The sequence below is a fragment of the Porphyromonas cangingivalis genome (assembly GCF_900638305.1).
GTDB classification, from domain to species: domain Bacteria; phylum Bacteroidota; class Bacteroidia; order Bacteroidales; family Porphyromonadaceae; genus Porphyromonas_A; species Porphyromonas_A cangingivalis.
Genome location: NZ_LR134506.1, coordinates 2,308,482 through 2,329,419 on the forward strand (window position 1 = coordinate 2,308,482; position 20,938 = coordinate 2,329,419).

The 20,938-nt window shown below is 47.7% G+C and carries 16 protein-coding genes, 1 tRNA gene and 1 pseudogene; 16 read left to right on the forward strand and 2 right to left on the reverse strand.

Translation table 11 applies throughout. The features are described 5' to 3' along the window. Window positions 1-4: 4 nt before the first annotated feature. Window positions 5-78 (forward strand) — tRNA-Arg (locus EL262_RS09630). A 158-nt stretch (window positions 79-236) separates the two neighbouring features. Then, window positions 237-407, forward strand: coding sequence for a hypothetical protein (locus tag EL262_RS10085; RefSeq protein ID WP_156105907.1), 171 nt, complete (start codon window positions 237-239; stop codon window positions 405-407). 3 nt (window positions 408-410) lie between these two features. On the opposite strand, the gene EL262_RS09635 is transcribed toward EL262_RS10085, so the two are convergent. Further along, window positions 411-608 carry a hypothetical protein gene (locus EL262_RS09635; protein WP_126464427.1) on the reverse strand — a complete coding sequence of 66 codons (198 nt, stop codon included), beginning with the start codon at window positions 606-608 and terminating at the stop codon, window positions 411-413. Window positions 609-1,046: 438 nt separating this feature from the next. On the opposite strand from EL262_RS09635, the gene EL262_RS09640 reads away from it, so the two are divergent. The 5 genes from EL262_RS09640 (at window position 1,047) to EL262_RS09660 (ending at window position 7,272) form a co-directional block, all read left to right on the forward strand. Then, window positions 1,047-2,024, forward strand: a complete 978-nt coding sequence (locus EL262_RS09640; RefSeq protein WP_025839224.1) for a hypothetical protein — start codon at window positions 1,047-1,049, stop codon at window positions 2,022-2,024. A gap of 229 nt (window positions 2,025-2,253) precedes the next feature. Beyond that, complete coding sequence (locus EL262_RS09645; protein WP_078735940.1) at window positions 2,254-3,993, forward strand: LysM peptidoglycan-binding domain-containing protein; 1,740 nt, start codon at window positions 2,254-2,256, stop codon at window positions 3,991-3,993. Between the two features lie 8 nt (window positions 3,994-4,001). Then, on the forward strand, window positions 4,002-4,682 hold the full coding sequence (locus EL262_RS09650; protein ID WP_025839219.1) for a porin family protein: 681 nt from the start codon (window positions 4,002-4,004) through the stop codon (window positions 4,680-4,682). A gap of 43 nt (window positions 4,683-4,725) precedes the next feature. After that, window positions 4,726-6,132 (forward strand): MFS transporter, encoded by a 1,407-nt coding sequence (locus tag EL262_RS09655; RefSeq protein ID WP_036848546.1) that lies wholly within the window; start codon window positions 4,726-4,728, stop codon window positions 6,130-6,132. 354 nt (window positions 6,133-6,486) lie between these two features. Then, on the forward strand, window positions 6,487-7,272 hold the full coding sequence (locus tag EL262_RS09660) for a formate/nitrite transporter family protein (protein ID WP_025839218.1): 786 nt from the start codon (window positions 6,487-6,489) through the stop codon (window positions 7,270-7,272). Window positions 7,273-7,601: 329 nt separating this feature from the next. Here the strand turns inward: EL262_RS09660 and EL262_RS09665 are convergent, their stop codons facing one another. Further along, window positions 7,602-8,831, reverse strand: a complete 1,230-nt coding sequence (locus tag EL262_RS09665) for an ROK family protein (RefSeq protein ID WP_025839217.1) — start codon at window positions 8,829-8,831, stop codon at window positions 7,602-7,604. A 461-nt stretch (window positions 8,832-9,292) separates the two neighbouring features. Here EL262_RS09665 and EL262_RS09670 point away from each other — a divergent pair, with 461 nt between their 5' ends. From EL262_RS09670 to EL262_RS09705, 9 genes and pseudogenes are all read left to right on the forward strand, one after another. Then, a complete protein-coding gene (locus tag EL262_RS09670) occupies window positions 9,293-10,969 on the forward strand; it encodes a putative transporter (protein WP_078735939.1) in 1,677 nt (558 codons plus the stop codon). A gap of 150 nt (window positions 10,970-11,119) precedes the next feature. Further along, window positions 11,120-12,472, forward strand: a complete 1,353-nt coding sequence (locus tag EL262_RS09675; protein WP_025839214.1) for a Na(+)-translocating NADH-quinone reductase subunit A — start codon at window positions 11,120-11,122, stop codon at window positions 12,470-12,472. Window positions 12,473-12,526: 54 nt separating this feature from the next. Further along, entirely contained in the window at window positions 12,527-13,732 is a 1,206-nt protein-coding gene (locus EL262_RS09680) for an NADH:ubiquinone reductase (Na(+)-transporting) subunit B (RefSeq protein WP_078735938.1), read from the forward strand. A gap of 24 nt (window positions 13,733-13,756) precedes the next feature. Next, window positions 13,757-14,461, forward strand: a complete 705-nt coding sequence (gene nqrC, locus EL262_RS09685; RefSeq protein ID WP_025839212.1) for an NADH:ubiquinone reductase (Na(+)-transporting) subunit C — start codon at window positions 13,757-13,759, stop codon at window positions 14,459-14,461. 11 nt (window positions 14,462-14,472) lie between these two features. Continuing rightward, window positions 14,473-15,105, forward strand: coding sequence for an NADH:ubiquinone reductase (Na(+)-transporting) subunit D (locus EL262_RS09690; protein WP_025839209.1), 633 nt, complete (start codon window positions 14,473-14,475; stop codon window positions 15,103-15,105). A 41-nt stretch (window positions 15,106-15,146) separates the two neighbouring features. Next, entirely contained in the window at window positions 15,147-15,764 is a 618-nt protein-coding gene (gene nqrE / locus EL262_RS09695; protein WP_025839207.1) for an NADH:ubiquinone reductase (Na(+)-transporting) subunit E, read from the forward strand. A 43-nt stretch (window positions 15,765-15,807) separates the two neighbouring features. Next, window positions 15,808-17,064 (forward strand): NADH:ubiquinone reductase (Na(+)-transporting) subunit F, encoded by a 1,257-nt coding sequence (nqrF, locus tag EL262_RS09700; protein ID WP_078735937.1) that lies wholly within the window; start codon window positions 15,808-15,810, stop codon window positions 17,062-17,064. Window positions 17,065-17,293: 229 nt separating this feature from the next. Beyond that, window positions 17,294-18,016, forward strand: a pseudogene (locus EL262_RS10290) (SIR2 family protein); the annotation flags it as partial. Between the two features lie 270 nt (window positions 18,017-18,286). Then, window positions 18,287-20,926 carry a tetratricopeptide repeat protein gene (locus EL262_RS09705; RefSeq protein ID WP_244919653.1) on the forward strand — a complete coding sequence of 880 codons (2,640 nt, stop codon included), beginning with the start codon at window positions 18,287-18,289 and terminating at the stop codon, window positions 20,924-20,926. The last annotated feature ends 12 nt before the right edge of the window (window positions 20,927-20,938 follow it).

Below are 20,938 nucleotides of genomic sequence, written 5' to 3' on the forward strand. Positions count from 1 at the left end.
TTACGGCTCGGTAGCTTAGTCGAATAGAGCATCGGATTCCGGTTCCGAAGGTCCTGGGTTTGAGTCCCAGCCGAGTCACTGATGGATAAACTTTTATGACAGAAGAATGGTAAATCGACACGGATTCCCTTTTACTTCTCGATTATAATTAGTTTATTTGTATAATTGTTAAGGGATGTGATGATTCATTCCCTGTCAAGAGAAGGAATAACTAAACAATACAATAAAGATATAGTATGAAACACATCGGTATCATTACACTTTTGATCGGAGCAGCCATCTTGATATATAGAGGTATCATCGGTACTGCGCAGTCCAACGTCATGGTGGGTGTCGGGCTACTCCTTGTCGTCCTTGGCTTTGTGGCACACATCCTCATCAACAAGCGTTCCAACAGAGACGCTTGATCTCTATCCGCCGTTATTGGGTACCCCGGTGCTCAAGATGATTGCGGATCTTCTCTTGTCAAGAGCTAAAAAGCCACGAAGGTTGCTCGGCCTTTGCCACAAGTCGCCATGGATCATGTCGATGGGATTTTGGGTGACGTGCCGGTACTGATCCTGAGTGCCGTGACATCGTGCGTTGGTCGAGTGCCAATTTGTTGTCATAACCTCTACTTGTTCTCACAGGGAACAAGTAGAGGTTTTTTATTTTGCATTTGGGTGAGAGTGTTATATGGTATGGTGTGATGTGTCGTGCCTTTCTGTCAGCTCTTCTTGCCGGTAGGTATGATGGTCGGTATTTGTGGGTGTTTTTATCAAGGGTAGCATGCTTTTTGCCTCGGGATATAAGATACTCAGTTGGCCGAAAGAGAGTGGTCGTCGGGCAATCGCAAGGCGAACTCTATACTTTGGTGTGCTTCGGGCTTTTGGGACTCATCGGGCAAAGACGTCCGAACCTTCAAATCAAGTTCTATGACTTGATGAAAAAAGTCGTTTGACTTGTTGCATCGAATCGTACAACCTTTTTTCGTGCCATGGGGAGAAGAGGGACGAGAGATATTATTTTTTATCTTTGCGCTGAGCTTTGTTATACATTCTATAGTTATGCAGATACTTTTGAGACTTTTTGTTGCTCTCCTCGTGTTGGTGACTTTTCCTTGGGGTGGAGGGGTCTTGGCGCAGGAGGTCTTGCCGGAGTTGAGGATCGACAGCCTTTCGAAGCATAGACCGGTGCTTGTGCCCGAGATGGCTCGCCCTTCATCTTTGGATCTTCCCAAGGGGATGTCTCTTCATAAGTTTGAGTTGTCTCGTAATGGCTTCGATTCAAACTCTCCCATGGGTGCAGATGCCATCGGGTTGTCCAAGGGCGCCATGAGGGTGGATGCCCCACGGCGACGACTCACCTTGTCCGGAAGTTCCTATGAGGGCATGAACAGTCAGTCTCAGTGGTACAATGGTATGTTGTATTCGATACAACGAGGGCTTCAAGCAGATTACAAGTTGGATAAAAAGTTGTCGCTTGAGCTTTCCGGTATGATTGGTTATACAAGTCTTCCCTCTACATTTCATGCACACAAGCAATATGACCTTTATGGAGGCTTGAGGTACGATGCCAATAAGTCCTTGAGCCTCGGGGCTGGGGTCTCGGTGGGTGGATTTATGGGCACTCGCTACCTTAATCCCCGTGTCTATGCCGGCTACAATCCGAGCGACAATTGGGAGTTTGGGCTGTATGGGGGTGTCAATCTTATTCATTTGCCTCCCACACGTGGTTATGGTTATCAGTCGCTGTATAGCGGGATGACCTTCAAGTACACTGCCGATCAAGGTGTTTTTGTTTATGGCAAGGGATTTACAAGCCAATCCAATGCCCCTTACTTCGGGTGGACTCCTCAGCCCGGCTTTTGGAGCATGGGTGTCGGTGGAGGGATCGGCTACAACATCCCCGGCTATGGCCCCGTCAGTGTCGGTGTCGACTATGTCTACAACCCTCTCACCAAGCGTATGGAGCCTGTATATTCGCTCAACATTGTCAATGGGCTCATCTATTTGATCGAGCAGGTCATCCAAGGATTGCAGTAACGCTCTTTTCGGATCTTGCTGTCCGGCTCTATGTCTCATGGATGGAGCGGGATCAGCGTGTTATGGCATGTGTGATGATTGCTTTTTGCTGTCCTTGAAGTTCCCCCGTGGCGGAGCATAGGGACTGTTTTTGCTCTGTTAAATCTCCTGTCCTTGGATATTGAAGTGTTAGAGATGTGTCTCTTTCGTAGATTATCTGTATTTTTGCCAGATAGATTAGGATTTTGATATGAATAGATTAGCACATATTTTGACGCTCATGATGCTTGTGCCGGTGCTCCCTTTGGGCTCATTCGGTAAGGCTCGTGGCATGGCATGTCCATCATCATCCTTGACCTCCGTTGTCAGGACTATGGCACAGGACGGACGAGTCCTTTATCATGCAGTGGAGAGGGGTGAGACCCTTTCGTCGATTGCGAGGAAGTACAATGTCTCCTTGGATGATATATTGTCGGTCAATTCGAACCTCTCCAGAGACAAAATCTCTCCCGGGATGATCATCCTCATCCCTGAGAAAGGGACGAAGGTAAACAAGACCAAGCAGGAAACACAGAGGGAACAACCCGTTAAGGAAGAGAAGAGGGCCATCAAGGCTGAGGAGAGTCGACCTCAAAAGCCTGTCGAGCCGGTAAGGAGCGAGCGCATCGCACACTCTGTGCCCGAGTCTACCCTTCCGGTGCCCACAAAGGGGCTCAAGCCGTATGTGGTGCCTTCGGGGCAGACCATCTATAACCTCTGTAAGATCACGGGGTGGAGCGAAGAGCAGTTGTTGTATTACAACCCGCAGGTCAAGCACGGGCTCCGTGCCGGGATGACGATCCTCATCCCTCAGGAGATCCAAGTGGATAGCATCGCCCCTCATCTGCCCACGCCGGACAAGGGTAAAGACCCTTTCAGAGGGATCTTTACGCCCGTCGTACCCACGATGCCTGCATTGAAGATCGTCCTTGCCCTACCGTTCAGCACCGATAGTGGCAACCGCTTCTCCGACTATTATGAGGGCTTCCTCTTGGCTCTCAAGGAGACTCAGGAGGCCGGCAATAGTGTCGATCTGTATGTCTACGACTGCTCACCTGCCAATATGCGCACTACTATGAACGAGATCGACAAACTCACTTCTGTGGATTACATCATCGGAGGGGTATCCGACGAGTCGATCAAGCTCCTTGCCTCAGCAGCAGAGCTCAAGGGTGCTGCATATATCATCCCTTTCACTTCGAAAAACTATCCCCTCGTCGATGTCAAGAATGTCAATGTCTTTCAGGTCAACACACCTCATGATGTCATGCATGAGGTGGCAGCGGCACGGTTTGTGAGGGAGCATCAGGGCGATCATGTCTGTATCGTCAGAAGCGATGAGATGACCAATCACAAAGGGGCATTCATCTCTACGCTCAAGTCGCACATGAATCGTGGGGGGATCTCCTATGAAGAGCTCAACATCGGGGCGATGATGCTCACAAAGAGCGATGTCCAACGCCTTTCGCAGAACTACTCTCGCACCGTGATGATCCCCACATCGGGTTCTCTCGTCGCAGCCACAGGGGTGTTGGCTCCGATCACTCATGCCATGGACAGCTTGGCAGTCAATAATGTGACGGCATTCGGATACCCCGAATGGCAGACCTATTATGCCATCGTGCCACAGTTGTCCAAGGTCGGTGCTACGTTCTACACTCCGTTCTATGCCGATACCAAGGCCTCGGCCTACAAGGCATTTCAGCGTGAGTTTGTCACGTGGTTCAGTCACAGCATAGGCAATACCTATCCGAAGTATAGTGTCTTGGGGTATGATACCGGCAGGTACTTCCTCTTCAAGAGACCCGAGGAAGCTCATGGCACTGCTCAGGAGAGCGGATTACAGTCGCAGTTCGACTTCATGGCGGATGAGAAGAATACTCGAAGGTTCAACAACCACGGTGTGATCTTCGTGCAGTACAACTCCGACGGCACGGTAGAAGGGAGGTGATCTGTCCTATGAATAGGCTTTATACCAAAGTGCTTCTTGCCCTGTTGGGGCTGTTTCTGAGTGTCCCTGTCGCTCATGCTCAGGTGCAACGCTTCAAGCCGAAAGTCATGCTGGGTGCCATCGGAGGGATCAACCTCTCGAACGTTATCTTTGTGCCCTCCATCCCACAAACCATGAAGCGCGGCTTTGACTCCGGTTTGGTCTTCAGGGCAGACCTTGACGATTACTTCGGTATCTGGGGTATTTGGGTCGAGGTGGACTATTCTCGCAGAGGGTGGAAGGATCGTATCGACGATAAGCCCGATGTCTATTACGAACGCGAAATGAACTATATACAAGTGCCTGTGCTTACCCACTATTCGACCGATGCCGGGCCATTTAGGTTCACGGTCGGTGTCGGACCTCAGTTCGGGTACTTCATGGGAGATAAGAAGATCACAAATATCGATGCCGGTAATGCCGAGGGTTTGATCATCATCCATCACAATAAGGAAGTCGAACAAAAGTTTGCTTGGGGACTCGGGGGTGGTCTCGGTGCGGAGTACGAATGGCGCAAGATGGTCTTCGGTGCCAAGGTGACGTATTATCAAGGTCTGGGCGACTTCTTCAACAACGCACGCTCCGAGACCTTCGGTAAGTCCGCCGAGCAGATATTCTCGGGCAAGGCTTATGTCCTCTTCGTCTTCTGACCCATTAGTCCAAGATCAATAAGTTTAATACATATATCAAACAATGTCTGTTAATCAACACCAACAACAATCTTATCTCGGACCATTCATCATCATGGTGGTCCTCATGTCCTTGATCGGGCTCATCACCAGTCTCAACCAACAGTTTCAGGTGCCCATGCAGGCGGCGTATCTCCTCCTCGGTGGGCAGTATACCAATACGTTGACGACACTGCTGACCTTCTCGTTCTTCTCCGCTTATCTTGTCATGGGGCCTCTCACCTCACGCTATGTCGAGCGTAATGGGTACAAGAAGTCTCTCATCTTCGGTCTCATCATCTTGATCGTATCGTTCGGTCTCTATCAACTGTCTGCGTATGTCTTCGATACGTTTGACTATCCGAAGTTTGAGGCGCATATCGACGAGGCAAAGGGGATCTTGGCTCTTAGGGGTGAGTCGCTACAAGCGATGATCGCCAAAGCCGCAGAGACCGGCAACTTTGAGGTCATGTTCACCAAGACCGGCGAATACTCTTCTCTGAAGTATCTTCCCGAGATCGTGATCCCTTACGCTTATTGGGTCTTCCTCCTTGCTGCATTTGTGGCAGGTACTGCACTCACTTATCTCCAAGTGGTCGTCAATCCTTACCTTGTCGCTTGTGACGTCAAGGGGACATCCGGCGTGCAGCGTCAAAGCATTGCAGGGGCAGGGAACTCATTGATGAATACCCTCGCACCCCTCTTTGTGGCTTATGTCATCTTCTCCGGTAAGAGTGGTCTTGACATCAATATCAGTTCGCTCTATATCCCCATACTCTGTTTGATGATCCTTGTCCTTTTGATCGTCTTCTTCTTGAAAGGAACCAACCTCCCAAGCATTGCAAGTACGGAGAAAAAGGTCGGAGAAGTCCTTCCGGACAGCATCTTCAGTTTCCGCCACCTTGTCCTCGGCGTCGTGGCGATCTTCACTTATGTCGGTGTAGAGGTCTGTATCGGAGCCAACCTCAATCTCTTTGCCATGGACAACGGTATCCTCTTCGATAAGGCTGCCAATATGACCATGCTCTACTGGCTTGGTCTCCTCATCGGTCGTGTCTTCGGAAGTATCTTCAGCAAGATCAGTGGCCAGGTTCAGCTTACGGTTGCTTCTGCCGGAGCTGCGATCCTTGTCCTTATTGCAGTAGGGACGAGCAACCCCTGGTTCCTCGTCGGAGTCGGTCTCTTCCACTCGATCATGTGGCCTGCGATCTTCTCTCTTGCCATCGAAGGACTCGGACGCTATACCTCAAAGGGCACAGGCCTGCTCATGATGGGTGTCTTCGGTGGTGCTGTCCTGCCATTGGTACAAGGTGCACTTGCAGACTCATTCGGTAGCTGGGAGTACACCTGGCTCATCGTTGCTGTCGGTGAACTCTATCTCCTCTACTACGCCCTCTTCGGTAGCAGGGTGCACAAGAGAGATGTGCAGTAAGAAGTCATAGACTTATCTCATACTCGATATATACGGCTCATGCGCCCTTCAAGCAAGCTGCTTGAAGGGCGCATGAGCCTTTTCGTAGTATCGTCTCTCTTGCCTTGGTGATGGTATTATTCCTTTTTGGTTTAGACTTTTAGGATGTGTCGTGAGGATCGGCGTTAGGGTGAGAGAGTGAATGTTTATGTGGTGTTTGGGACTGTCGTTTTACGTGTCCGTAGGACTTGATTTTGGAGTACTTGAGTCGGGAATGCTTACTTTTTAGGGATATTTATTTTATATCGTGTGCTTGTTAGATTTATTCTCATTACTTTTGTCGCTCGAAAGTGTTAATGTGATAAATCATCCGATATGAATACGCCCAACGAAACTATAGATAATGTCATTCTTCTTGGACAAAAGAAGTACAAAACTCCTTGGACAAAGATCTTTGTCCTCGGTTGCCTTGCAGGGGTATATATCAGCATGGGGGGCTTGCTCTCTTCGCTCTTTGCTGCGGGCTTTGGTGAATGGTCTGTGGGAAATCCCTCCCTACCGAAGTTGCTCGCAGGGGCTGCCTTTCCTGTGGGCTTGATGCTTGTTGTCCTTGTTGGTGCCGAACTCTTTACAGGCAATACGGCTTACCTTATGCCTGCCACAATCAAGAGGCAGATACCGCTCTCCTACTTTGTGAAGAACTGGGGCGTGGTCTTCATCGCCAACTTTGTCGGTGCTTTCCTGTTTGACTATTTCTTGGTGTATCAGGCAGGTATCATGAAGCCGGAAGCTTACACCGCCTACATCACCAAGGTGGCTGAGTACAAGACCTCCCTCGACTGGATGGAGGTGATGTTCAGAGGGGTGGGGGCCAACTGGATGGTCTGTCTCGCTGTATGGCTTGGCTTCTCGTCCAAGAGTATGCTCGGTCGACTTGTCGGCATTTGGTGGCCGGTGATGGCGTTTGTGGCCATCGGATTTGAGCACTCTATTGCGAATATGTTTTATATCCCCACAGGTATCTTGTATGGTGCAGACGTCAGTTGGTGGAGTTTTGTATGGGACAATCTCATCCCCTCAACCATCGGTAATATCATCGGTGGAGCTCTCTTCGTAGGCTGTCTGTACACTTATTTGTACGGAGTTAAGACCGTTCGCTGAATAGGCTTGTGTCTGTCTTATATGCCAATGCCCCTTCAGTCTGGGGGGGCTTCTATCTAAAGACGTTCGGCACTCATAGATACACATTGTATCTGCACTCGATGTATCTTTTGATGCATCGAGTCCTTTTTGTTGTGTGGTTTTAAGGCTTTAGGATCAACTAGTGCATATCATATTGTAAAGGGAGCAGTGACAAAGTTTTCATTGTTGTCACTGCTCCCTTCTTATTCTCGTTGCAAGTACTGCCTTAGGGAATGCTTGTCCCGAGAGCCGTCCCTTTTGGGAACACACATGAGTTGCTCCGGGCTCTTTCTTCCTTGATCTCGAGCCTATGCCGTAAGGTCTTCGATGGCTTTTTTCCGTGCAAGCATACAAGCCCCCATCACACCGGCATAGCTTTGAAGGTATGATATCTTGAGGGCGGTATCCTGATTCACCATATTCAGTGAGTACTTACGGATCGAGCTGCGAAGTGGGTGCATGAGATGATCCCCCGTCTTGGAGAGAGCACCGCCGACGACGACGATATCGGGGTTGAAGAGGTTGATGAGCCCTGCAATCTGTTTTCCAAGCTGTTCGCCCACATCTTCGAGGATCTCTATGCAGAGGATGTCCTCCTGCTGAGTCGCTTCTATGAGATCATCGAGGGTGATTTGTTCTTCGAGAGGGCCTTTGGACAAGTCGTACTTCTCCAGTAGTGTGGAGTTACCACCCTTATTGATTTTTTCGATGAACTTACGATGGAGTGCGAGCCCTGAAGCTTCGGTCTGTATACACCCCTTCTTGCCACAGTGGCAGAGGACTTCGTTGTCGTAGATGTGTATGTGCCCGAACTCTCCCGAAAACCCCGACTTCCCATTGTATGGGTGTCCGTCAAGGATGATCCCGAGACCAAGCCCCCAAGCGACATTGACAAACAACATATTCTTGCCATGGTGCAGGAAGTGGGTCATGTACTCTCCATAGGCACAAGCCCTGGAGTCGTTGTCGATATAGGTGGGGATGCCGATCTCTTGGCTGAGGGTCTTGCCCAATGGGATTTCGCTGAAGTTGAAGTACGTGTAACTGTATCCTGTCGCGGGGTTGAGGCGTCCGAAGATGTTGATGCCTATACTGACGATGCCTTGTCTTCCTTGTGGACAGTTGTCGACAAATCTGCTTACCTCCTTGCCGATCTGATCCAAACAAGCTTGAGTGTTGGCAAAGTCGAATGGGATGTTCATTTGTTCGTAGACACGTTCGCCTCGGAGGTTCATCACAGCGCAGTGCATCTTGCCGGGAGTGAAGTCCACACCCACGAAGAAGCATTCGGTGGGATCCAGCCCATAGAGATACGGATGTCTGCCTCCCGCAGTCTCGAGCTTGCCGTAGTTGGTGAGTATCTTGGTGTCACACAGTTCGGAGACAAACTTGCTCGCTGTGGGTACGCTGATGTCCAAGACTTTAGATAGGACGGTGAGGGTGTCAGGGCCGTTGTGAATGTAATAATCTACAATTTGCTTCTTGTATTGTAGGTTTTTATTATTCGTGTCAAATCTATTCTTAAAATTCTTATTCATCATTGTGCTTCTCTTTTTCAACATCGGAAAGATATTTATTATTTCTGAAATGTCAAGTCAATCCGTTTAGAAAAGTGAAGGGTTCGAGGTGAGATTTTTTTGGCTTCCTTAGTGGATTGTCTCGATGATAAGTTCTAACTGTTTTTGTTTCAGATGGATTGGCTTGATGAGGGACTTTCTCGATTTCTGTTCTCTATTTCGATCTTGACGGGTTGTCGTCTGTCGAGGGACAGAGGGGCTTCTGCTCCACGATAGAATACTTTCTGTCGTGGAGCAGAAGCAAGAAGGGGGAGTAAGTACATGGTATGAGCATAAGATCGAAGCATGACGGAAGTCTGTAAGGGTAAAGGGCTCTCACTCGGAGTGGCAAAAAGAGTGTGACGGTAAGGGAGTGAATTGATAATAATGCAGTATCTTTGCAGGCGAATCTTATACAACACAGTATTCTATTATTATAATTCATGGAATGGATCAATAACTTATTCATGGGGCAAGGCGTCGCGCATTCAATCCTTTTGATCGCAATGACCATCGCCCTCGGTATGGCCTTGGGAAAAATTAAGATCTTTGGTATTTCTCTCGGTGTTACTTTCATCCTCTTTGTGGGGATTCTTTTCGGTGAGCTGGGTTTGAGGGTCAATCATGAAGTCCTGCACTTCTTCAAGGAGTTCGGTCTCATCCTCTTCGTCTTCTCCATCGGTCTTCAGGTGGGCCCCAGCTTCTTCTCCAACTTCAAAAAAGGTGGTGGTACCATGAACCTTATCGCTGCCGGGATCGTCTTCACCGGTGCCATCGTGACGATCATTATCCACTTCATCACAAAACTTCCGATCACGACCATGGTGGGTATCATGTCGGGTGCGATCACCAATACCCCCGGGCTCGGTGCCGCTCAGCAGGCTTATCTTGATGCGACAGGTATTGAGGATCCTACCATCCCGATGGGGTATGCGGTGGCTTATCCTCTTGGTGTCGTGGGGATCATCATGTCCATCATCGCTCTCAGGGTGATCTTCAAGATCAGTTTTAAGAACGAAGAGGAGGCACTCCGCAGGGCCAGAGGTGGTTCGGATGAAGCGTTGGAGCCTCTTTCGCTCGAAGTGCAGAATGTGGCCATTTTCGGCAAGACCGTTTCGTCGCTTTCAGAGAGCTTGAGCAACAGACACTTTGTTGTCTCACGAGTCTACAAGCGTTCGACTCAGAGTATCGATATCGCAGGGCCTGACACCATCCTCGAAGAGGGAGACAAGATCTTTGTCATCACTCGTAAGGAGGATGTCGATCCTATCACGATGATGGTGGGTAAGGAGATCAAGATGGACCGTAAGCAATGGGTACCTTCGAATGCGCACTTCGTCAGTCGTCGTGTGGTGATCACCAAGAGTGAGATCAGTGGCAAGAGTATCGGTGCACTCAACCTCAGAGCTCTCTATGGGGTCAACATCACTCGTGTCAACAGGTCAGGATTTGAGATGGTGGCGTCGAGTGACTTTCGTCTTCAGTATGGAGACAAGTTGACCATCGTGGGTAGTGATGCGGCTCTCTCCAGTGTCGAAAAGATCCTCGGCAACTCGGTCAAGCACCTCCATGAGCCTAACCTCATCTCTATATTCTTGGGCATCGCCCTCGGTGTCATCTTGGGCTCTATCCCGATGATGATACCCGGTATCCCTCAGCCGGTGAAGATCGGTCTTGCGGGTGGCCCTCTTCTCGTGGCTATCCTTCTTGCGAGCTTCGGGCACAAGTACAAGATCGTCACTTATACAACCACGAGTGCCAATCTCCTCATGAGAGAGATAGGTATCACCGCCTTCTTGGCATGTGTGGGACTCGGTGCAGGTGAAGGATTCTTGGATACTGTCGTCAATAAAGGGGGACACATGTGGGTGCTTTATGGCGTCCTTATCACGATCATTCCTATCCTGCTTATGGGTACGGTGGCTCGTCTGGCATTCAAGATCAACTACTTCACCCTTGCAGGGCTTATCGCAGGTAGCAATACCGACCCTCCTGCACTTGCTTATGCCAATACCCTCTCAGACACAGATGCTTCGGCTATCGGCTATGCGACGGTGTATCCTCTGACGATGTTCCTCAGGGTCTTGGTGGCTCAGTTGATGATATTGCTTTTCATTTAGTCGAGCAGGAGAGCATCAGGCATCACTATTTTTGGTGATGATATACATGAATTTTTAGGGGTAAGTGTTCGATTTGTTGCCATTTTGCCTTTGAATTAGGTATTATTAGTGTAACTTTGAGAAAATATTTTACCCACACATCTATATTATATGGCAAATGTGATTAAAATCAAGAAAGGATTGGATATCAATCTCGTGGGCAAAGCATCTGAGGTCGATATCCCTGTATCTATGGGTGAGATCTTCGGTGTCGTGCCGGATCATTATCCCGGATTTGTCCCCAAACTATCGATCAAAGTGGGTGACCGTGTCAAAGCCGGTACGCCCGTCCTTTATCATAAATTGTTCCCTCAGCTCGTCGTGACTGCTCCTGTGAGTGGTGAAGTGGTCGAGATCCACAGAGGTGAAAAGCGTAAGATACTTAGCATCAACATCAAGGCTGATGCGACACAGGAGTACGAACACTTCGATGTGGCGAATGTCGCTTCGATGGGAGTTGACGACCTCAAGGCGTTGCTCCTAAAATCGGGGATGCTCGCTCTCGTGCGCCAACGTCCTTATGACTATGTCGTCAATCCCGATGTGACACCAAGAGATATCTTCGTGACTGCACAGATGACGGCACCACTCACCCCTGACACCGAGTTTGTGATCAAGGGACAAGAGGCCTATCTCCAAAAGGGGATCGATGCTTTGGCCAAGCTGACATCGGGCTCTGTTTATGTGGGTACAAAGCAGGGGAGCGCACTCAGATTGTCCAACTGCAAGACTTACGAAGTCGTGGGACCACATCCTGCAGGTAATGTGGGTGTGCTCATCAATCACACTGCGCCTGTCAACAAGGGTGAGACGGTGTGGACGCTTTCGGCTACCGAACTCGTCATCATCGGTCGTTTCCTTGCCACAGGCAAGGTGGATATGACTAAGAAGATTGCTTTCGTCGGTGCTCGTATGGAAAAGAGGGGATACGCAAATGTCCTTCCCGGAGCTGATATTCACACACTTGTGGCAGATAAGCTCGGCAACAATACTGACGATCTTCGCATCATCGATGGCGATGTCCTTACAGGTGTGCAGGTGATCGGTGACTACAAGTACCTCAGCCCATACAGCAACCTCGTGACTGCGATCAACGAAGGTGCAGATACGCACGAGATGTTTGGCTGGGCTATGCCGGGCTTCGGCAAGTTCAGTATGAGTCGTAGCTTTCCGGCCTTCCTTATGGGTAAGAACAAAGAGTACGACATCGATGCACGTATCCGTGGCGGACAGCGTGCGATCATCGTCTCCAACGAGTACGACAAGGTATTCCCTATGGATATCTATCCCGAATACCTGCTCAAGTCCATCATCACATTCGACATTGACAAGATGGAGAGCCTCGGTATCTACGAAGTCGCTCCCGAAGACTTCGCTCTATGTGAGTTCGTCGATACCTCTAAGCTTGAGATACAGTACATCGTACGCAAGGGGTTGGATGAGTTGTTCAAGGAAATGAATTGATCTCATCCGAATGTATTTAAGGTTAGAAATCCACATATATAAAAAGATACAACATTGAAAGCGTTAAGAAAATACATAGATAAGATCAAGCCGACATTCTCCGAAGGAGGTAAGTTGGCCAGTCTCCATTCGGTCTTCGATGGCTTAGAGACATTCCTCTTTGTCCCTGCCAAGACCTCCAAGCGCGGTGTACATATCCACGACTCCACGGACTCGAAGCGCACGATGACGGTCGTCGTGCTTGCCTTGATGCCTGCGCTGTTCTTCGGGATGTACAACATCGGGTATCAGCACTACCTCGCCATCGGTCAGAGCTTATCATTCTGGACGATGTTTGCCTTTGGGCTTTTGACCATGGTCCCAAAGATCATTGTCTCTTATCTCTCAGTCTTGGGAGTAGAGTTCGCCATTGCGCAGATCAAGAAGCACGAAGTGGCAGAAGGTGCTCTTGTCACAGGGATGCTCATCCCACTCATCGTCCCTGTGGATACACCACTTTGGATGATCGCTGTGGCAGCAGTCATCTCTGTCATATTTGCTAAGGAAGTGTTCGGTGGTACAGGATACAATATCTTCAACGTAGCCCTTGTCACACGTGCGATCCTCTTCTTCGGTTATCCTTTGGCTATGTCAGGAGATGAGGTGTTTGTCCGTACCGGTACTACTTTCGGTATGGGCGCAGGTAGTGTGGTCGATGGCTTCTCGGGCGCAACTCCTCTTGGTCAGGCAGCTTTGGCTGAAGGTGTGCCTCAGATACACAACATCATCGGACAACCACTCACCACGATGGATTACTTCATCGGGCTTATCCCCGGATCTATCGGTGAGACCTCAGTCTTGGCGATCCTCATCGGTGCTGTGATGCTACTCATCACCGGTATCGCGAGCTGGAAGATCATGCTCTCAGTCTTTGTCGGAGGGTTCCTCACAGCTCTTGGTTTCAATGCGATCGGTGCAAATGGTCCAATGCTTCTTTCGGCAGTGGATCACATCCTGCTCGGTGGTTTTGCGTTCGGTGCAGTATTCATGGCTACCGATCCTGTGACAGCCGCACGTACAGAGACGGGTAAGTATATCTACGGCTTTTTCATCGGAGTCTTTGCAATCCTTATCCGTACCCTCAACCCCGGTTATCCCGAAGGTATGATGCTTGCGATCCTATTGATGAACTTCTTTGCTCCGCTCATCGACTTCTATGTCGTCGATGCAAACGTCCGTATGCGTTCGAAGCGTGCAGCAAAGACCGTCAAGTCTGTCTAATCTCACTAAGCAGAACAAATTATTATGAATAAGAATAGTAATCTATATACGATCACTTATGCTGCAGTGATGGTTATCCTTGTAGCGATAGGTCTTGCGTTTACTTCACAAGTACTCAGAGAGGATCAGCGTAAGAACGAAAATGTGGACAAGATGCAACAGATCCTTCGTGCCCTCAGGGTCGATGACAGCAAGGCAACTGCTATCGCGACCTACAACGAAGTCATTACAGATGCTTTCTTGGTAGACGAATCCGGTAATGTAGTCGAAGGTTCGAACGGTATCGATGAGAAGTCTCCGGCCTTCACCATGGATCTCAAGTCTATCGGTAAGGACGGTAAGATGCCTGTCTTTGTTGCGAATGTACAAGGTGTTACCAAGTATGTACTCGGTCTTTATGGTCAAGGTCTATGGGGACCTGTATGGGGGTATGTTTCTCTTGACGAAGATAAGACCACTGTCCACGGCGTCGACTTCAGCCATGCCAGCGAAACTCCCGGCCTCGGTGCCAAGATCACAGAAGAAGCCTTCAGAGGACAATTCCCTGAGAAGAAGATCTTCAATGATCAAGGTACATATACCAGCGTGGCAGTCATCAAGCCAGGCTCTCATGTCCCTGCAGGTCAGGATTATGTCGATGGTATCTCAGGCAGTACACTTACCTCTAAGGGGGTACACAATATGCTTTTTGACAGCATCAAGAAGTACGAACAATTTTTGACTAAGTAAGATAATAAGATATGGCACTATTTGATAAGAAGAACAGAGAGACCCTTCTCGGCCCATTGGCTAAGAACAATCCCGTTGTCGTACAGATGCTCGGGATATGCTCCGCCCTCGCCGTCACAGCAAGTCTCAAGCCCTCTATTGTTATGGCCGTCTCCGTGACGATCGTCATTGCCTTTGCTAACGTCATCATCTCGTTGCTCCGTAATACGATCCCCAGCCGTATCCGTATCATCGTTCAGTTGGTTGTCTGTGCTGCACTTGTGACCATCGTCAGCGAAGTCCTCAAGGCTTATGCTTATGATGTCAGCAAGGAGTTGTCCGTCTTCATCGGGCTCATCATCACCAACTGTATTCTCATGGGACGTCTCGAAGCCTTCGCTCTTGGCAATGGCCCTTGGCCATCGCTCCTCGACGGTATCGGCAACGGTCTTGGTTACGGTATCATCCTCGTTATCGTCGGCTTTTTCCGTGAACTCTTCGGCTCCGGCTCACTCCTCGGTTATCAGGTCATCCCACAGTCGTTTTACGATATGGGTTATGCCAACAACGGTTTGATGATCCTTCCTCCGATGGCACTCATCATCGTTGCGGTGATCATCTGGGTACACCGTTCGTACGACAAGGATCTCCAAGAGAACGCCTAAGTAACTACTCTATCGTAAAATGAATTAAACAAGATATAAAGATGCAAGAATATCTCAGCTTATTTGTCAAGTCCATCTTTGTAGACAACATGGTCTTCGCATACTATCTCGGTATGTGTTCGTACCTTGCTGTTTCGAAGAATGTCAAGACCTCTCTCGGTCTCGGTATAGCGGTTACTTTTGTCCTTGTATGTACGGTGCCCATCAACTATCTTCTTGAGAACTATGTCCTCAAGGAGGGCGCACTCGCATGGTTGGGCGAAGAGTATGCAGATGTCAATCTCAGCTTCCTCGGACTCATCATCTTTATCGCTGTCATCGCTTCCTTCGTTCAGTTGGTCGAGATGATCGTGGAGCGTTTCAGCCCATCGCTGTACGCCTCTTTGGGTATCTTCTTACCTCTTATTGCGGTGAACTGTGCCATCCTCGGTGGATCACTCTTCATGCAACAGCGCAACTTCGACAATGTCGGTATGGCTGCGACCTATGGTCTCGGTTCGGGCATTGGCTGGTTGTTGGCGATCATCGGTATGGCGGCCATCCGTGAGAAGCTCGCTTACTCCGATGTCCCCAAGCCACTCAAAGGTCTTGGTATTACCTTTATCATCACCGGTCTGGCAGGTATAGCCTTCATGTGCTTCTCAGGTCTCACGATCTAAGCCAAGCGACCATTTTTCACTAACTGATAAATAATACATCATAATGATTTTTCAAGCAATATCAACCACTACTATTGTGGCGAGCGTGGTCGTCTTCCTTGTGATTACGCTCATATTGGTCCTTGCGCTGTTATTTGCTAAGTCAAAACTCGTGCCATCCGGAAATGTCACATTGAAGATCAATGGTGAGAAAGAGTACGAAGCCCCTATGGGTGGTACGCTCCTCAACACCCTTCAGAGCCAAGGCATCTTCCTCTCCTCCGCTTGTGGTGGTTCAGGCTCATGCGGTCAGTGTCGCTGTCGTGTGACCGAAGGTGGTGGCGAGATCCTCCCTACCGAAAAGCCATTTTTCTCTCGCAAGGAGATCAAGGCAGACTGGAGACTATCATGTCAGACCAAGGTTAAAAATGACATGGAGATCATTGTTCCCGAAGAAGTCTTCGGAGTCAAGGAGTGGGAATGTACTGTCGTGTCGAACAAGAACGTCGCTTCATTCATCAAGGAATTTGTCGTCAAGCTCCCCGAAGGCGAAGTCCTCGACTTCAAGGCTGGTAGCTACGCACAGATCTCCATTCCTAAGTACGACATCAAGTTCTCAGACATGGAAATCGAGGATAGGTTTAAGCCCGAGTGGGACAAATTTAAGCTATGGCCTCTGACCTGTAAGAACACCGAAGAGACCGTGCGTGCTTACTCTATGGCGAACTACCCTGCCGAGGGCAATATCATCACCCTCAACGTACGTATCGCCACACCTCCGTTCGATCGCTCGACCGGTACATGGCAGGCAGGCATCAGCCCCGGTATCTCATCATCATACATCTTCAGCCTCAAGCCGGGTGACAAGGTGACGATGTCAGGACCTTACGGAGACTTCCACATCCAAGACACAGATGCCGAGATGTTGTACATCGGTGGTGGTGCAGGTATGGCACCCCTCCGCGCACAGATCCTTCACCTCTTCCGTACCCTCGAGACAGGCCGTAAGGTGTCATATTGGTACGGTGCACGTTCGAAGAACGAAATCTTCTACGAAGAAGACTTCCGTGAGCTCGAAGAGAAGTTCCCTAACTTCAAGTTCCACATCGCCCTCTCCGAACCACGTCCTGAGGACAACTGGACTGGCTTCACCGGCTTTATCCACGAAGTCATACGCGACAACTACCTCGCAGCACACGAAGCACCCGAAGATATCGAATACTATATGTGCGGTCCCGGTCCTATGGCCAACGCCGTCAAGATCATGCTCGACAATCTCGGAGTTCCACGCGAACAGCTATACTTCGACGACTTCGGTTAATCCCCGTCGTCATTCCTATAATATACAGCACCCCGATACTGCATTCGCAAGTATCGGGGTGCTGTGTTTTTATCCCCATTAAAGGAGTAACTTTCTCTGCTATTTGCTCTTATTTTTGTACATTTATGTTCGTGAAAGTTCCCAATGCCGTCTTTGTTTGTGTATCCACAATCCAAAGTAAGTTGGGGAGCTCAAGAAAGAATGTGTTTTCTCTAATACTAAATATCAAATGAGTATATCTATACCACCGGGATTAAAGAAGGCCGTTGAGACAGGAAATCTTGTCTTGTTTGTGGGTGCGGGTTTGTCGTATAATCTAAAGAATTCTTCCGGTGCCAAATTAGGTGGTTGGAATGACTTGGTTACTGCTATCCTTGATCATCTTATAGAGTTAGGTCATGATGATGTGGCGGAGCCTCTGAAACAATTGGTGGGGAAATATGATCCCATAACGATTCTTGATCTAATAGAAAGTCATAAACAATCGCCTTTAGATGATATTAGTGACTTTGTGAAGAGTTTCTTTAAGTTGCATGAGGATAACAATTACGATCTTCATCGGGATCTGTATGGGTTATCTCGCATAATTGTCACAACAAATTATGATTGCGCTTTTGAAACAGCTGTAGACGAACTCAGAGATAATAAGGCGTATAAGGGGAAAAATCATGAATTAGCTCGATATAGGAAAGACGATGCTCCGATGTTATTCAAACTACATGGGTGTGTGGAGGATGCCGATTCCATGGTCTTGTTTCCTTCAGGATATAGAGAGCTATACGATAATGATTCGATAGATGCAGAACATGTTTTATGGGTATTGGGAAATATTATTTACAACAAAACTATTCTATTTCTCGGAACAGGTTTAGGGGATTATCAAATCAATAATATATTCAAGAGAATAGGAAGGTTGTTGGGAAAACACAACCAAAAGCATTTCATTATTACAACACAAAATAGACTTGATAGCACCCTCGAAAATTTTCTTAGCCCTATAACCATTAGTTCCTACGACAGGGTGTCGCAAGTTATAGGTCAGCTTCTGGACATTAAAAGGAGTGCGGAAAATGAAAAGAATGCTCAAGATCAAATCTATAGGAGGCAACTTGAGGAACTTGGGGAAAAAACTAAGAGCCTTGAAGAGCAGCTCAAACGTGAGCAGAGTGAGAGCAACATGCTAAAAATACTCCTGAATCGAGAAGCTATTAATCGCTTCGCAATGGGTGTAAAACATAGTTTGGTGGAGGAGTACTTAGAGGCTTCAGGAGAATATAAGGCTGCGACAGAGATAAAGTCAAACTTTCATCAGGCATATAACAATTGGGGTAATGCTTTAGAAAGTTTGGCTTCGAAGAAGTCAGGGGAAGAATCCGAAGATCTTTATGCGCAGGCCTTTGAGAAATATGAGTTGGCCATAAAGCATAAGTCTGATTATTATGAGGCATATTACAATTGGGGTAATGCTTTAGCAAGTTTGGCTTCGAAGAAGTCAGGGGAAGAATCCGAAGATCTTTATGTGCAAGCCTTTGAGAAATATGGGTTGGCCACAAAGTATAAGCCCGATTATCATCAGGCATATAACAATTGGGGTAATGCTTTAGAAAGTTTGGCTTCGAAGAAGTCAGGGGAAGAATCCGAAGATCTTTATGCGCAGGCCTTTGAGAAATATGGGTTGGCCACAAAGTATAAGCCCGATTATCATCAGGCATATAACAATTGGGGTGTCGCTTTAAAAGGTTTGGCTTCGAAGAAGTCAGGGGAAGAATCCGAAGATCTTTATGCGCAGGCCTTTGAGAAATATGGGTTGGCCATAAAGCATAAGTCTGATTATTATGAGGCATATTACAATTGGGGTAATGCTTTAGCAAGTTTGGCTTCGAAGAAGTCAGGGGAAGAATCCGAAGATCTTTATGTGCAAGCCTTTGAGAAATATGGGTTGGCCACAAAGTATAAGTCTGATTATCATCAGGCATATAACAATTGGGGTAATGCTTTAGAAAGTTTGGCTTCGAAGAAGTCAGGGGAAGAATCCGAAGATCTTTATGTGCAAGCCTTTGAGAAATATGGGTTGGCCACAAAGTATAAGCCCGATTATCACAAGGCATATAACAATTGGGGTAATGCTTTAGAAAGTTTGGCTTCGAAGAAGTCAGGGGAAGAATCCGAAGATCTTTATGCGCAGGCCTTTGAGAAATATGAGTTGGCCATAAAGCATAAGTCTGATTATTATGAGGCATATTACAATTGGGGTAATGCTTTAGAAAGTTTGGCTTCGAAGAAGTCAGGGGAAGAATCCGAAGATCTTTATGTGCAAGCCTTTGAGAAATATGGGTTGGCCACAAAGTATAAGCCCGATTATCATCAGGCATATAACAATTGGGGTAATGCTTTAGAAAGTTTGGCTTCGAAGAAGTCAGGGGAAGAATCCGAAGATCTTTATGCGCAGGCCTTTGAGAAATATGGGTTGGCCACAAAGTATAAGCCCGATTATCATCAGGCATATAACAATTGGGGTGTCGCTTTAAAAGGTTTGGCTTCGAAGAAGTCAGGGGAAGAATCCGAAGATCTTTATGCGCAGGCCTTTGAGAAATATGGGTTGGCCATAAAGCATAAGTCTGATTATTATGAGGCATATTACAATTGGGGTAATGCTTTAGCAAGTTTGGCTTCGAAGAAGTCAGGGGAAGAATCCGAAGATCTTTATGTGCAAGCCTTTGAGAAATATGGGTTGGCCACAAAGTATAAGTCTGATTATCATCAGGCATATAACAATTGGGGTAATGCTTTAGAAAGTTTGGCTTCGAAGAAGTCAGGGGAAGAATCCGAAGATCTTTATGTGCAAGCCTTTGAGAAATATGGGTTGGCCACAAAGTATAAGCCCGATTATCACAAGGCATATAACAATTGGGGTAATGCTTTAGAAAGTTTGGCTTCGAAGAAGTCAGGGGAAGAATCCGAAGATCTTTATGCGCAGGCCTTTGAGAAATATGGGTTGGCCATAAAGCATAAGTCTGATTATCATCAGGCATATTACAATTGGGGTAATGCTTTAGAAAGTTTGGCTTCGAAGAAGTCAGGGGAAGAATCCGAAGATCTTTATGTGCAAGCCTTTGAGAAATATGGGTTGACCACAAAGTATAAGCCCGATTATCATCAGGCATATAACAATTGGGGTAATGCTTTAGAAAGTTTGGCTTCGAAGAAGTCAGGGGAAGAATCCGAAGATCTTTATGTGCAAGCCTTTGAGAAATATGGGTTGGCCACAAAGTATAAGCCCGATTATCATCAGGCATATAACAATTGGGGTAATGCTTTAGAAAGTTTGGCTTCGAAGAAGTCAGGGGAAGAATCCGAAGATCTTTATGTGCAAGCCTTTGAGAAATATGGGTTGGCCACAAAGTATAAGCCCGATTATCACAAGGCATATAACAATTGGGGTAATGCTTTAGAAAGTTTGGCTTCGAAGAAGTCAGGGGAAGAATCCGAAGATCTTTATGCGCAGGCCTTTGAGAAATATGGGTTGGCCACAAAGTATAAGCCCGATTATCACAAGGCATATAACAATTGGGGTAATGCTTTAGAAAGTTTGGCTTCGAAGAAGTCAGGGGAAGAATCCGAAGATCTTTATGCGCAGGCCTTTGAGAAATATGGGTTGGCCACAAAGTATAAGCCCGATTATCATCAGGCATATTACAATTGGGGTAATGCTTTAGAAAGTTTGGCTTCGAAGAAGTCAGGGGAAGAATCCGAAGATCTTTATGCGCAGGCCTTTGGGAAATATGAGTTGGCAACAAAGTATAAGCCCGATGATCATGAGGCATATAACAATTGGGGTTCTGCTTTATGTGAATTAGCGTAGAGGTCTTCTAGA